10 protein-coding genes are annotated in these 13424 nt (G+C 63.3%); 6 read left to right on the forward strand and 4 right to left on the reverse strand.

What is annotated here, in order from left to right; all coding sequences use genetic code 11:
- Window positions 1-15: 15 nt before the first annotated feature.
- The 4 genes from WC729_RS15780 to WC729_RS15795 are packed head-to-tail and all read right to left on the reverse strand — an operon-like array spanning window position 16 to window position 8263.
- Window positions 16-4323, reverse strand: coding sequence for a strawberry notch-like NTP hydrolase domain-containing protein (locus tag WC729_RS15780; RefSeq protein ID WP_372854434.1), 4308 nt, complete (start codon window positions 4321-4323; stop codon window positions 16-18).
- 38 nt (window positions 4324-4361) lie between these two features.
- Window positions 4362-5399, reverse strand: a complete 1038-nt coding sequence (locus tag WC729_RS15785) for a hypothetical protein (RefSeq protein WP_372854436.1) — start codon at window positions 5397-5399, stop codon at window positions 4362-4364.
- Window positions 5400-5458: 59 nt separating this feature from the next.
- The gene (locus tag WC729_RS15790) at window positions 5459-7501 is read right to left on the reverse strand and encodes a ParB/RepB/Spo0J family partition protein (RefSeq protein ID WP_372854437.1); all 2043 of its coding nucleotides are present in this window, start codon (window positions 7499-7501) and stop codon (window positions 5459-5461) included.
- A 33-nt stretch (window positions 7502-7534) separates the two neighbouring features.
- Window positions 7535-8263 carry a toprim domain-containing protein gene (locus tag WC729_RS15795; protein ID WP_372854439.1) on the reverse strand — a complete coding sequence of 243 codons (729 nt, stop codon included), beginning with the start codon at window positions 8261-8263 and terminating at the stop codon, window positions 7535-7537.
- Between the two features lie 407 nt (window positions 8264-8670).
- Between WC729_RS15795 and WC729_RS15800 the strand changes: the two genes are divergently transcribed.
- The 6 genes from WC729_RS15800 (at window position 8671) to WC729_RS15825 (ending at window position 13346) form a co-directional block, all read left to right on the forward strand.
- Window positions 8671-9429 (forward strand): LuxR family transcriptional regulator, encoded by a 759-nt coding sequence (locus WC729_RS15800; RefSeq protein WP_188064321.1) that lies wholly within the window; start codon window positions 8671-8673, stop codon window positions 9427-9429.
- A 77-nt stretch (window positions 9430-9506) separates the two neighbouring features.
- A complete protein-coding gene (locus WC729_RS15805) occupies window positions 9507-10133 on the forward strand; it encodes an acyl-homoserine-lactone synthase (protein WP_372854441.1) in 627 nt (208 codons plus the stop codon).
- A gap of 10 nt (window positions 10134-10143) precedes the next feature.
- Window positions 10144-11055 carry a phytanoyl-CoA dioxygenase family protein gene (locus WC729_RS15810; protein WP_372854443.1) on the forward strand — a complete coding sequence of 304 codons (912 nt, stop codon included), beginning with the start codon at window positions 10144-10146 and terminating at the stop codon, window positions 11053-11055.
- 27 nt (window positions 11056-11082) lie between these two features.
- On the forward strand, window positions 11083-11454 hold the full coding sequence (locus tag WC729_RS15815) for a MarR family winged helix-turn-helix transcriptional regulator (RefSeq protein WP_372854445.1): 372 nt from the start codon (window positions 11083-11085) through the stop codon (window positions 11452-11454).
- Between the two features lie 286 nt (window positions 11455-11740).
- Complete coding sequence (locus WC729_RS15820; protein WP_372854447.1) at window positions 11741-12283, forward strand: RNA polymerase sigma factor; 543 nt, start codon at window positions 11741-11743, stop codon at window positions 12281-12283.
- Window positions 12276-13346 carry a FecR domain-containing protein gene (locus WC729_RS15825; RefSeq protein ID WP_372854449.1) on the forward strand — a complete coding sequence of 357 codons (1071 nt, stop codon included), beginning with the start codon at window positions 12276-12278 and terminating at the stop codon, window positions 13344-13346. The genes WC729_RS15820 and WC729_RS15825 overlap by 8 nt, the downstream gene beginning before the upstream one ends.
- The last annotated feature ends 78 nt before the right edge of the window (window positions 13347-13424 follow it).

Consider the following 13424-nt stretch of genomic DNA (forward strand, 5'->3'; position numbering starts at 1 on the left):
CTGTCAGCCCACTATTCAGAGAGCGGCATTTGCGGAAATTGCCTCGAGGATATCCTCGGCGCGATTGGTCGGAACGAACAGGCGCGTCTTGTAGTTGATGATCTCGGTAAAACAGCCGAGCGACTTCAGCCACTCGCGTTTATCGGGTGGGAAGCTTTTGATCTCCAGCCGCGCCTCATCGTTGACATAGGAACGCTGAAGGCGCGCGCCCGGAAGTTCAGGGATTGCGATGCCGTCGCTGCCGCGGGCCGCTGCGACGATCTCGGCCGGCGACAGGGCGATTGCCATGGTTATGCCGAACGCCTGTGCAAGCTTCTCGAAACCAGCGGGCGAAACGATCCTGCCCAACATCGAATTGCCCTGGGCATCGGAGATCCGCCAGACACGGACATCGTCATCGGGCAACCGGTTCCAGACTGGTAAAAGCAACCCTGTGGCGATGTTAATGGTCTCAACGTCGATCCGGGTGGCGATGTCCGCGCATTCCGCCTCCCAGGCAGTGCGAAAGCCGGCCATGTCGATCTCGCGCCAATGGCTCTCCGCGAGCGCTGACTGGCGAATGCGCTCGGAGCTGACGGGACGGATCAGCTCCCAGACCTGAATGGATTGCCCGTCATTGTCGAGGATCGACCAGGAAGGCACCCGTAGCGCGATCCGGCCCGAGCGGCCATTTTTCAGGAACGCGATTTCCTTCGTCCCGGACCAAGCCTCCATGAGACGTTCAAAGGCAGTCGCGCGGCGCCGATGATGAAGCTCGATACGGCAGAGTCTGGTCTCGGCGCCGGTCACCGGATCGCGGCGAAGGATCTGCTCTTCGAGCGGCACGATCCGCTCAGCCTTGATCGTCTCGACGCCGACATCGAGGGTCCCAGCATCGCGCGCGGCATCGATGCGGGCCTGGATCAGCGCCATATACTCCTCGAAGATCGCATTTTGGGTGCCGATCCGCAGCGCCAGCAGCCGGTTGAGCCAGCGTTGTATCGGGGGCAAAGTTTCGAGCAGGCCGCCGCCATTCTGATCGACGAGCTTGAGTCCGGTCATAAGCGAAAAATCGTCGAGCGTGACGCTGGTGAGTCTTCCCAGATAGAGCAAGCGATACCATTGGCTTAAAGCATCTCTCGCATAATCGCTCTCAAGATTGTCCGCCGGATCGAAAAGGTTCTGGCCCCCGGTCTGCCGCTGCCCCCGGGTGAGCGCGCCAAGACTGTCGAGGCGTCGGGCGATCGTGCTGATGAAGCGCCGTTCGCCCCGGCAGTCTGTCGTCACCGGGCGGAAGATCGGCGCGCTGAGCTGGTTGGTTCGGTTGGATCGCCCCAGACCCTGGATTGCGCTGGAGGCGCGCCAACCCGGTTCGAGCAGATAATGGACGCGGCGGCGGTCGGCCGTCGGACAGTTGCGATCGGCGTGATAGCTGCGCCCCGTCCCACCGGCATCCGAGAAGGCAAGGATCGCCTTGCGGCCAGACATGAAGGCGTCGGATTCGACAATATTACTGCGCGCGGTCCGGCGTTCGATCTGTTGTCGTCCGCTGCCGTCGATCACCAGGCGCCGCGTCCGGCCAGTCACCTCGGCGACTGCGTCGGTGCCGAAGTGACGGATCAGTTCGTCGAGCGCGGCGGGGATGGCCGGCATGGCACATAGGCGCTCGATCAGGTCGTCACGCGCCTGGAGGGCGACCTGACTATGGACAGGGTGGCCATCCTCGTCGACCATCAACTCCGAACGGGGTTCGCCATCGGAGCCCTTGAAGACGCGCATCATCCGCGTGGGGAAAGCGGATTTCAGATAGTCGATCATATACTCGCGCGGGGATAGTTCGATGTCGAGCTGCGCGCGCTGGTCGGCGGAGAGGCTCGCCAGACGACGGTCCAGCATCGCCTCGGCCGTGGTGACCAGCTGGACGATGGCATGGCGCCCTTCGGCAACATCCGCCTCGATCGCACCGATGACGGTCGGCAGCTTCATGGCGATCAGCAACTGGCCGAAAAACCGCTGTTTAGCGCTTTCGAACCGCGACAGCGCCGAGCCCTTGGCCTGGGCATTGAGCGCCCGGCCGTTCATGCCGTCGATGATGTTGGTCGCTTCGAGGACGGTGTCGAGATTCTGGTGGATCAGCGCCCAGGCGTCGGCATAGGCATCGTAGACGGCAATCTGATCGCGCGTGAGCTTGTGTTCGAGCGGATCATATTCGACGCCGCAGAAGGTGAGTGCGCGTGCCGTATAGAGGCCAAGCGCCTTCAGGTCGCGCGCGACAATCTCCATGGCCGCGATCCCGCCGCTGCCGATCGCCGTCATGAACGCTTCGCGGGTGTCGAAGGCAGAGCCCTGCCCCCACAGACCTAGCCGGCCCGTATAACAAAGATTGGCGGGATCGGTGGCGCCGGTGGCACTGTTGTAGAGGATGCAGGCGCGCGGCAGCAGGTTCTGCAGCCGCACGCCTGCCAGCCCCTGCTCGGAGCCTTTCTGGGTGCCATATTGTGTGTCGGTGCCGGCGGCGTTGGCGAGTTCATGGGCCTCGTCGATAGCAATGACCCCGTCGAAATCCTCGCCAAGCCAGGCGAGAAGCTGTTGCAGGCGGGATTGCGCGTCCTCGCGTTGGGAGCGGAGCGTCGCGAAGGTCAGGAACAGGATGCCGCTGTCCATTGTGATCGGCGTGCCGAATGCGAAGGCATCAAGCGGCTGGATGTCGATCGCCATGCCGCCGAGCGCGCTCCAGTCGCGTCGCGCGTCTTCGAGCAGCGCGCTGCTCTTGGAAATCCAGATCGCGCGGCGCTGGCCGCGGCACCAGCGATCAAGAATGCAGGCGGCGATCTGCTGGCCTTTCCCGACCCCGGTTCCGTCACCGACCATGAAGCCGAGCCGATAGATGTGGCCGTCGGTGTCGGGCGTGAGGAGGGTGCCGGCCTGGTTGGGCACGAAGCGGCCGGGCAGATCGCGGGCGAAGGCCTGCCCGGCATAGATCACGGTCTCGAGTTGGGCTTCCGACAGCGCCGACACAGCACGCGGCGGCAGCATCGGCCGATAGGATGGCAGCGGCGGCAGGATCGACGACATTGCCACGGATTCGACAAGTTGGTCAGGATGGGGATTGGCATCGGTGAAAGCCATGCGGGCGAGCCGCCAGGGGACATAGATGCCGATCTGCTCACCGGCGGCCGGCGGCGTGGCCAGCGCTTCGTAGGCAAGAAGTTCCGGCTCACCGGCGATCATCGGCGCTGGAGGTGGCGTTATAGGCCGGAGTGGCTCAACGCGCGCGAACAGGCTGCCGGCGCGCGCCGGGGCTGCCAGTAACGGTCTGGCCGGCTCGAACTGCTCGACCGCCACGGGCGGCAGTGGCGGTTCGCCGGCATCCAGGCGCGGCGGCACGTTGAGGACGATCGGCAGCGCGCCGCGCAGATCGGCGACGACGTGACATTCGGTTTCGCCGGTCCAGCCCTTGTCGAAGATCACCAGCCTGATCGAGATCGCGGTACCATGCTTGGCATAAGGCTGGCCGTTGATCGTGATCTCGAACCGCGCCGGGACAAGCGACGTGACGGCATCATAGCCCTTCGATCCCGTGCCATCGCGGGCGAAGGCCGGCGACATGATCGCGACGCAGCGTCCACCGTCGGCAAGGCGCAACAAGGCGGAACGAAGATGACGCGCGCCGGCATGACGATCCCGGCCTCGGCCCTCGCTGCGTGAGAAGGGAGGATTGATCAGCACGACGTTGGGGCGATCGGCGGGATCGAGCATGTCATGGATGAATTCGGCATCGTGCCGGCGGACCTGCTGGTCGAGGGTCAGTGCCAGAAGATCGGCGCGCAGCGGGTCGCGCTCGTTGAGGATCAGTTGGGCGCCAAGCTGCCGCGCATGAACGGCGAGCATACCGGTGCCGGCCGACGGTTCAAGCACCGTATCAGCGTCGGTGATCCGGGCAGCATGGGCGGCGAGCCACGCCAGATGCAACGGCGTGGAGAATTGCTGCAGGTCGACCTGGCGCTCGCTGCGATAACTCTGGGTCGGCAGCAATCGGGAAAGGCGGTCGCGTGCGGCGGTCGCGGCGACAGGGTCGTCATAGTCGATAAGGCCAATCGCGGGATCGAGGGCGAGCAGCACCTGGGCGGCCTCGAGCGCCTCATAGGCGTCACGCATCGACCAATCGCCCCAGGCGTCCGAACCGCCGAAGCGCTCGCGCATCATGGCTTTGAGCTTCTGGCGGGAGACGCTTGTCCCCTTGGCGAGACGGCCCGTGAGGAGCCTGGCGATGTCGAGGAGCGAGATTGCCTTGGCGCACGGTTCGGACACCGCGGCAGGCGCGGCGAAGAGCGGATAGGTCATGGGCGGTTCTCCAGCAAATGATCGAGAGCCCCTGGCCCTCACCCCGCCGCTTCCCCCTTCCCTCCCCGGTCCCCGAACGGGGCGCGGTAGATGTCTGCCGCCCATTGCTCGATCCACGCATCGGTGATTTCGTCATGATCGAGGTCTCCGCTTTCGATCAGGTCGCGAATCTCCGCTCGGGCGTGCCGAATGGCCGCCTCCCAAGCGTTCGCGGGAAAGCTCGAACAGGATCTGACAGCTTGGTGTCGAAGGCGACGGGGAGGTTCGGTGAGGCGGACGAGCTGCTGATGCGTCCATCGTTCCATATGCTCGGCGACCAGCGCGTCCGACTTGGACACCCGGCGCCGATAGGCATCCCGTCGTGCGGCGACGCCATAGGCCTGGCTGTCGATCGACGCGATCCGCCCGGAAAATGGGGCAAGATAAGGCAGTGCCGACCCTTTGACGCCGAAAGCGTGAAGGGTGACGCCGGCTGGCAGAATGCGGTCGAGCTGCTCGATGACGGCAATGAGGCCTTCAGGTCCGGCGATCTCGCGGCGGCACATGCTACCCACGCCAATGACCTTTCCCTGCTGAATCGACAGCCAAAGCGCGTCGATACAGCGCTCATAATCGCTCGGGCGCCGTCCTTGGATCACAGGCATCAGGCGATCGAGTAACCCCAAATCGGCGGCACGCTCGCGGCAGTCCCGGTTAGCGCGGATCGTCCGCGAGATGCGGTCGAGAACCTCCTCGCGATCGGCGGCGACTTCCGTTTCGGTGCAATAATCGAGACTCGCAATGCGCCGGAACGGAAAGGCACTGGCGAGACGAAAATAGTCGTCCACGCTCCAGGGGAAGCCGCGGTAGCGGGCCATTGCCACGAATCCGGCGCTGTCGAGGTCGAGCGCGGCAAGGCCATAAGCATTGGCGAGTTGCCCGAGCCGCCATCCGGTCCATTCGCGCCGGCCGCGCCGGTTGGACCAGGAAGATAGGGCATTGGCGGATATCAGCATGGGCTGCTGCAGGCGTCGCGCCCGGGCGAGGATGGGACCCTCGTTCAGATGGGGCAGGCCGATGACGATCTCTATCGACATGGCGACACGGGAAAATCGGGGCCACAGCCTATGCCGCGACCCCGATTCCCTCGTTTCGATCAGGCCGCCTCGGGCAGCATGACCGGTTTGTCGTCCTGCATCTGCTCGGTGTCGTTGAGGTCCTGATCGTTCGCCACCATCGGCGCATCTCCGAACAGGGTCTCGTCGGCCTCCACATCCTCCGTGGCAAACCGCATCGGTCCGGGAAGCCAGGCGATCGCCCGCTCCTTGACCTCCGCCTCGGCGATGATCTGGCCGGCGAACAACTTTTCGGACGATGCGGCAAGATCGAACTTGCGCGATGCCGCATAGCGGCTCTTCAGCTCGTTGCCGCCAATGGCCTCGAACAGCTTCAGGATCGCAGGCTTGGTGATGCGATCGAAGAAGTTGCGCGCGGTCGGACGCCACCAGGCCGCGACATCGATGCGAAGCTTGGCCCCCAGATGATTGAGGAAGCTGCTGCCGGTCATGCCGTCGGGCACGGCATGGAGCGTCCGGGCAACCGCCCAACCGAGCCAGGCCGCGCGGGCGCCGTCATCGAGCGCGCAGAAGGCATCATAGCGCTCATGGATCTCGCTATGGTTGATCCAGCTCCTATCGAGCGCCTCGTCGAGTTTCGCCCAGGCCTGTGCGGCCGGAGTGTCGCTCGTAAAGCCGGAGACGCGCGGGCTCGGCGACCTTGCCCGAAGTTCGCTAGGCATCCCGTAATAGCCCGCGCGGCAGGCATCATCGACCATGATGAAGGTGCCGAGATCAAGGGCGAAGTGCGGGTCATTGGCGATATGAAGCGCGAGCAGCTCGGTTTTCATCATCGCCAGTTCGTCCTTGAGCTTCTGGCTGTAGCTCTCGGTCGCAGGCGCCTCTGCGTCCTCCCCATCATGCTCGGCCGGATCCTCGTCATCACCGATGTCTTCGTCTTCGTCCTCCTCGTCGGGGTCTTCCGAAACCGCGACATAGAGCTGCTCGTAGATGCAGGGCTGGCCGTCCTTGCCGATCATGACATAGGCGATCGCCGAGGCCTTCTGCGTTTCCGTGATGACCTCCTGCGTGTCGATGATCGCGCCGATCTCTTCCTCGAGCGCCTCCACCCGATCGGACTGTTCCTCGGTATAGCCGTCGGCTTCCTCGGCTTGCCTTTCGATTTCGGCGATCTCCGTTTCGATCTCCGCCTTGCGAGCTTCGGCCTCGGGTGCGAGCGGGACAGGCTCGCCGACGAGACGCGCCAGCTGGAAGGTCTCCGAATAGGGAATGGTCGTTGCCGGGATCGTGCGGACTTCGGCAAACCCTTCACGGTCGCGGATCGTCTCCGCTGCCGTCGCGAGCGCCTCGGCGGCGAGACGGTCGACCAGATCGCCGTCGCGCCAGATCTCTGTGATGGTGTTGGAGAAGAGATCGCTGTCGATGTGACCGCCCGCCGCGACATAGGCTTCGCGGCCGACGAGCAGTGCCTTGGGATCGCCACCATTGTACGAGCCGCTGGCGAGATGCCGCCGGATCTCGTTCACATTATGCCGGTGGTAGCTGGTCGCCATCTGCTCGAACACCTTCGCCTGCCGCTCGGTGTCGGAGGTGCTCGCATAGGCCGTGGCGACTTCCAGCGTGATCTCGCTTGTGCGCAGCGCCTCGAAGACCGGTTCCGCCAAGCCTGCAAGGCGCAGCCTCCCGAGTACGAAACGCTCGGTTTTGCCGAAGCGCTTGGCAACGTCGACGGGCGTCTTCTTTTCGCGCTCGATGATAGCCTGGAAGCCCCGGCATTCGTCAGCCGGATTCATGGCGAGATTGAAGTAGTTTTCGGCCATGCTCATCTCGATGGCGTCGCGGGCATTCTTCACCGGAAGGACCGGGACCATGAAATCCTCGCCGAAAATGCCCTTGGCGATGAGGCTGTGAATACGGTCGAGCCGGCGACCGCCCCCGAAGATGCTGTAATGGCCCTTCTTGCGCGGCACGGCGACGCCGATCAGGTTCTGAAGGACGATGCCGCTCTCGCCGATATTGGCTTCCAGTTCGGCATCGGCATCCGCATCGCTTTGGGTGCGGACATTGTGAGGCGATTTGGTGCAGTCCAGGGCCCGCACGTAGATGATGTTCGGGTTCGTCATGGGGTTCACTCCAATGGCGGAGCCACCTGACCATCAGGCCGCTAACCGCACCCGATCACCCACCTCCTTCCCCTCCCGCAGCAGCACGCGGTTCCAATCGTTCAACCGGTACCAGGGCCAATGGGTCACGATCTCGCGACCGGCGCGCGCATAGGCGAGCTGGGCCTGTCGCTCGGCCAGGCGGCCGGCGAGATCATTGTCGGGCAGGAGAATGAGGCGCTCGACGAAATCGGGGATCGCGATACGGGCCAGTCGTTCACTGCCAAGAGCCGCCCAGACCGGGATACCCAGCAGAAGCGCCGCGGATTCCGCGGTCTCGATCCCCTCAGCGATGCCGAGGCAATTGCCCGGCCGGTATAACTGAACGGCGCCTGCAAGCGGTCGCCCCAATGTCAGCTTGGGCTTGGGAAGATCGGCTGCAAGTCCGGCATCGGCGCGATCGAGAAAGTTTCTCTGGACCGCCACGATCCGCGATTGCTCGCGGACGGCCGCTATCAGCGCTGGCCGAAAGCGAACGGCGCGCCCTCGTCCGAGTGGCGTGCGCGGATGGAACCGCAACGCTGGTGACAGATGCACGATGCCCCGAGCCGCAAGATAGGCGGCTGCAGGCGTCCCGGTGATGGGTTCGGCCTGGCTCCAGATCGCGCGAGCACGCTCGGCCATATCTGTGTCGTAATGCGACGACGCGAGCGGTCCCACATTATGCTCCACGGGAACATCCAGCTTCATTCGCCGGACCGCTCGAATGATGTCGACGCCCAAGCAACCGGCGAAACATTTGAACAACAGGCTCCGATCGCCAATGCGTACCGACAGACTGGGCGTCCGGTCGGCATGGGCAGGGCAGCAGCACATCCCGCCATTGGGACGCCAGACGCCGCCAAGCCTTTTGACGAGCTCGGACGCCGCGGCCTCGAGTTCAAGATTACGTGCTGAAGTCGACATGGGGCTGGGTCCACTGAGCTAGAGACTGACCAACAGCCCGATCCCCCTTCCCTTCTCCGGTCCCGCTCACATTCCTGCAGCGCGACACGACGGCCGTTAGACCGCCGCGCGCAATTCGATCCGAAATGGTGATTATTGCGGAAAGCTGCAATTTCTGCGCAAAATGTTACAAGAAGCCCGTCACCAAAGGGAGATGCTCAGCCTCTCAACTTTGGAGCGAGCAGATGGTGGACCAGTTTAACTTCAAGAAGATGATCAACGGCTTTCTCAGCGTGCAGATGGAGGATCAGTTACATCTCCATTTGGAACAATGTGCCTTTGATCTTGGATTTCGACAGTTCGCCATGGGGCATCATGTCGACCTCTCAGGGCCTCCACAGGACGCCATTCGTATCACCAACTATCATCCCGCATGGATCGAACGATCGCTCGGCGAAGGTTATTTCGTCTACGATCCCGTCCATTTGGCGAGCACCCGGACCGCGATGGGCTTTCTCTGGTCCGATGTGCCGACGATGATCCGGCTCACCCAGAAGCAGAAGATCATCCTCGATGCCGCCCGCCCCTATGGTCTCAGCGAAGGCTATACAATTCCTGTGCATGTTCCTGGAGAGTATCGCGGCACCTGTTCCTTCGGCGGGGACTCGCTGGAACGGCTTCGCCCCAACGCACTGCCGATCGCCAACATGATCGGGACTTATGCGTTCGAAGCGGCGCGCCGCATCATGCGAACGCGCCGCGGGATTCCCGAGGGTCTGGACGCGCTGCCCCAGTTGACCGAACGCCAGCGCGACTCGCTCGTTCTGGTCGCACGCGGAAAAGGAGATCCGGAAATCGGTGTTCTCCTCGGAATCTCGGCGGCGACCGCGCATGAACATGTCGAGAATGTCCGCCGCGCCTATGGCAACGCGCAACGCCCGCTCCTGATCGCGCGGGCGTTGTTCGATGGTCAGATCTCCTTTTCGGAAGTGTTTGGACGCTGACAACCCCCTGATCAGCGGGTCGCAACCGGGGCGTCTTTGGTTGAGCTGTTCTTCCGCTAACCAGCGGGAGAAGCTCCATGATTCAATATTTCGCAGGCCATGCCGGTCCGGGCGCCTCGGCTACACTCGACAATATGCACCGGGACCGCAAGCGCGTGTTCGTCGATATGCGCCAATGGGAAGTTCCAGTCGTCGATGGGCAATTCGAGATCGATCAGTTCGACGGCGAGGATGCCGTCTATCTGATCAGCGCGGCAGAGGACGGCGAGCATTTCGGATCGATCCGCCTGCTGCCGACCGACCGGCCGCATCTGCTGGGCTCGATCTTCCCACATCTGTGCGATGGGCCGCCTCCGTCCGGAGCCGATATCTGGGAGATCACCCGCGGCTGCCTTTCGCCGCGCCTGCGCGCGGCGGAACGGCTGCGTGTTCGGAACCGCCTGACGACGGCCGCGGTGCAATATGCACTCCTGCATGGCATCACGCGCTTCGTCTGCGTCGCGGATTCAGGATGGCTGACCCAGATCCTGACGCTGGGTTGGCACTGCGAGCCGCTGGGAGAGCCCCGGATGATTGCCGGCGCCACGACAGGCGCGTTGCAAATCCATATCTCCGGGCGGACAATCGAGCAGCTCCGCCAAGCCGGCACCTATGCCTCGGTTACCCTTCAACTCGGCGGCGTCACAACGCCGCTTGCGGCGTAGGGAGGCGACCATGCTCATGGAGCCCATCCCTGACCCAAGGGACACTGCCGTCGCCACATGGGTGGAAGCGCTGTCCGCTGACGGCTATTGCATCATCCCCGATGCGATCTCACCTATCGCGGTCGACGCTCTCGCCACCGATCTTGCGGACGATTTCGCCAGGACGCCACATGCGTCGGGACCATTTTACGGCGAATGGACCAAGCGCTTTCATGGCTTGCTGCGGCGATCACCCCACATGGATGCGTTCGTTCGTCACGCGCTCGTGCTGGAGATCGTCGAGAGCATCCTGGGGGCCGGCTGCGACAGCATCCAGCTCAACCTGACCCAGGCGATCGAAATCCTGCCCGGCGGTCGTGTCCAGCCCCCGCACCGGGACCAGGATATGTGGCCGGTGCGGGCGCCTGGCATCGAATATCTGGTCAATGTGATGTGGCCGTTCACGCCGTACACCGAAGCCAATGGCGCCACGCGCATTTGGCCGGGGAGCCATCTGCGACAGGACGAGATCCTCATCGATCCTGTAGAAGCGATCCCGGCCGAGCTTGATCCGGGGGCCGCCCTCCTGTTTCTGGGCTCCACGCTGCATGGTGGCGGCGCGAACCGAACGGCGATTTCGCGACGCGGCATGATCGTGAGCTACAGCCTGGGCTGGCTCAAGCCTTATGAATTGCCGTGGCTGGCTTATCCCCCCGAGGTCGCGCGCGCGTTCCCTGCCGGCCTCGCCGCGCTTGCGGGCTATCGGGCCCATCGGCCCAATCTCGGCACGTTCGAAGGGCGCTGTCCCTCGACACTGCTCGACGAGAAGGCCGCTGGCTCCCTTGGCGCTGTCGATGCACTGAGGCCGGAACAGGAAGCGCTGATCGAGCAATTTTACGCTGGAACACTGCCGGCCGGGCTGCGGCTGGCGGATCGGAGGTGACCCATGAGCGGCGCCCTACCCAGCGTCATGGCAACGCTCGACCGGTGCGTGATGATCAGCCTTGCAATTCGCGCGCACTGCCTCCTCGGCAACCGATTTGGCAGCGACCTATTTTCGATGCCGGCTCTCAACATGCTGTTCGATCTGTATGCGCGCGAGGATCGCCGGCCCAGATCGTTGACCAGCCTTTGCGGCGCATCGAAGGCGCCGGCCCGGACTGCGTTGCGGATGATCCACCGAATGATCGAGCGTAATCTGCTCGTCCGGACACCCGATCCGCGTGATCAGCGCCGGATCAATGTCGACCTATCGCCCGAGGGAACCGCGTTGCTCGACGCCTATTTCGATGGCCTTCTCGACATACTTGCGAAGCCCGAACTGAAGGAGTGTCCGCCATGAATCATGGGTGGCAACGGTCCCGTCCCTTTCAAAGGCAATTTCGTGACATCGTCCTCTTGCATCCGATATGGAGTTAATGCACATTTTGGGTGCAGCGCGGAAATAGGCTGGAAGCCGTCTGCAGGATAAACCTACCAGGCATAAAATGCGCCGATCCATGACGGTTGGGCGCGCGCATTGGACTTAAGTAGGCCGGCCCGCCTGGACGGATTCGTCGTGACTGAATTTCCTGACACGCTCACCGGCGCGCTTCGCTCTGCGCCCTCGTGGTCCCGTGCTTGACGCAATGCCGGAGCCGGACGCTGGCAACGGTCAGAGCACCGAGCCGGAGGGTATCGATCGCAAGCAGCTCGAGGCGGTCTATCGCTCCGAGGCTCCGCGCCTCAAACGGCTTCTCAAGCGCAAAATCTGGATCGAAGACGACCGCAACGATATCGTCCAGGAGGCCTTCACCCGTCTTGCTGAATCCAAATCGGGTGCGGCGTCGCAGAATCCCGGCGCGTACCTGCAGGGAATTGTCCGGCACCTCCTCGCGGACCGGGTACGGCGATGGGCCAGGGCACGATCGCATGCCATGTTGGATGTGGCGATCGGTCCAGAGTCGTTTGGTCCCGATGCGGCGGCCGAGATAAACCAGATGCGCGAGCGTTACCGCGCTGCCGTCGACACCCTCCCGCCGAAAACGCGCGAGGTCTATATGCTACACCGCGCGGACGAACTGGAATATAAGCAGATCGCCGAGAGGCTTGGTATTAGTATCCGCACAGTGGAATGGCACGTGGCTCAGGCAATCATCCGGATCAGCAAGAGCATCAATACCGATGGGTGAAAATGAGATGCCGGGCGATGCGCCCCGGCAGGATCAGTTGCTTGAAGAGGCCTCGTTCTGGTTCGCGCGCATGCGTGGTCCGGACGCTGAACGGTATCGTGCGGATTTTGACGCCTGGCTGGCCCTCGGGGCCGTGCATCTTGGCGCCTATAATCGCGCCGGGGAGATTTTTGCCCTCGGGAAGTTTCTGGCCGAATCGCCGAATGCGGCGGCCGACAGCGATGACAATGATGGCTCTTCGACACCTTCGCGCTGGCGTGGATTTGCGCTGCTGGCCGGTTTCCTGATGGTCGTTGGGCTCGGTGCTTGGGTCGGACAGGACTCCCTCTCGAGGATGTTTGGCAGAACCCCCGAGATCGCTTCCGTGGATCCGGCAGCGGCGCCCGACGGCCAACGGCTCTCGACGGTGGGTAGCGCGCGCCGCAGCTTCAGGCTGGACGACGGCTCGACGGTCACCCTGGACGCCGAAAGCGTTGTTTCGACGGCGTTCGACAGCCAGCGGCGCGCGCTGCGCCTTGAGCGCGGGCGGGCGCGTTTCGAGGTCGCCCATGAAACCAGGCCCTTCGTCGTCCTTGCTGGCGGAGGAAGCGTGACAGCAAGGGGAACGATCTTCGACGTCATCATCAACCCGGACAGCGGCGTGACGGTACGATTGTTGCGCGGCGCGGTGGATGTCGTGCGCCCTAGCGAAGCGGGCGACGCGGACCAAGACAAGCAGGCGATCACGCGCCTGGTCCCCGGGGAAGCGCTGAGCTTCGGTGATGACCGAATGCCTGACCTCGTCGCGACGACGAAGGTCCGAGACGTCGTTGCAGGGGCTGCGTTACCGGATATTCCTGCCGCCAAGGAATTTGATATGGCGCCATTGTCCCAGGTGATCGCCGAGGCCAATCGGGGTTCTGTAATCCCGATCCGCGTCGCCGATCCAGCGGTAGGAGCGCTCAAGGTCTCGGGTCGTTTCCGAGTCGACAACCCCGAGCTGACGGCCGACCGGCTCGCGGCCTTGTTCGACCTGAAGATCGATCGAACCCGTCACGATGAGATTCTGCTCCGCTCCCGGTGATAAATATGAAAGAAATATTGCAGTGGTGACCCCGTAGTTAGCATCTCTGCTGCGATGCACCCTGAAACCTCGCCAAAA

This window comes from Sphingomonas sp. (genome assembly GCF_041661825.1).
Lineage (GTDB): Bacteria > Pseudomonadota > Alphaproteobacteria > Sphingomonadales > Sphingomonadaceae > Sphingomonas.

Coding starts and splice junctions, on each gene's coding strand:
- WC729_RS15780 (WP_372854434.1), bottom strand. CDS start 4,323: ATGACCTATCCGCTCTTCGCCGCGCCTGCCGCGGTGTCCGAACCGTGC.
- WC729_RS15785 (WP_372854436.1), bottom strand. CDS start 5,399: ATGTCGATAGAGATCGTCATCGGCCTGCCCCATCTGAACGAGGGTCCC.
- WC729_RS15790 (WP_372854437.1), bottom strand. CDS start 7,501: ATGACGAACCCGAACATCATCTACGTGCGGGCCCTGGACTGCACCAAA.
- WC729_RS15800 (WP_188064321.1), top strand. CDS start 8,671: ATGGTGGACCAGTTTAACTTCAAGAAGATGATCAACGGCTTTCTCAGC.
- WC729_RS15805 (WP_372854441.1), top strand. CDS start 9,507: ATGATTCAATATTTCGCAGGCCATGCCGGTCCGGGCGCCTCGGCTACA.
- WC729_RS15810 (WP_372854443.1), top strand. CDS start 10,144: ATGCTCATGGAGCCCATCCCTGACCCAAGGGACACTGCCGTCGCCACA.
- WC729_RS15815 (WP_372854445.1), top strand. CDS start 11,083: ATGGCAACGCTCGACCGGTGCGTGATGATCAGCCTTGCAATTCGCGCG.
- WC729_RS15820 (WP_372854447.1), top strand. CDS start 11,741: ATGCCGGAGCCGGACGCTGGCAACGGTCAGAGCACCGAGCCGGAGGGT.
- WC729_RS15825 (WP_372854449.1), top strand. CDS start 12,276: ATGGGTGAAAATGAGATGCCGGGCGATGCGCCCCGGCAGGATCAGTTG.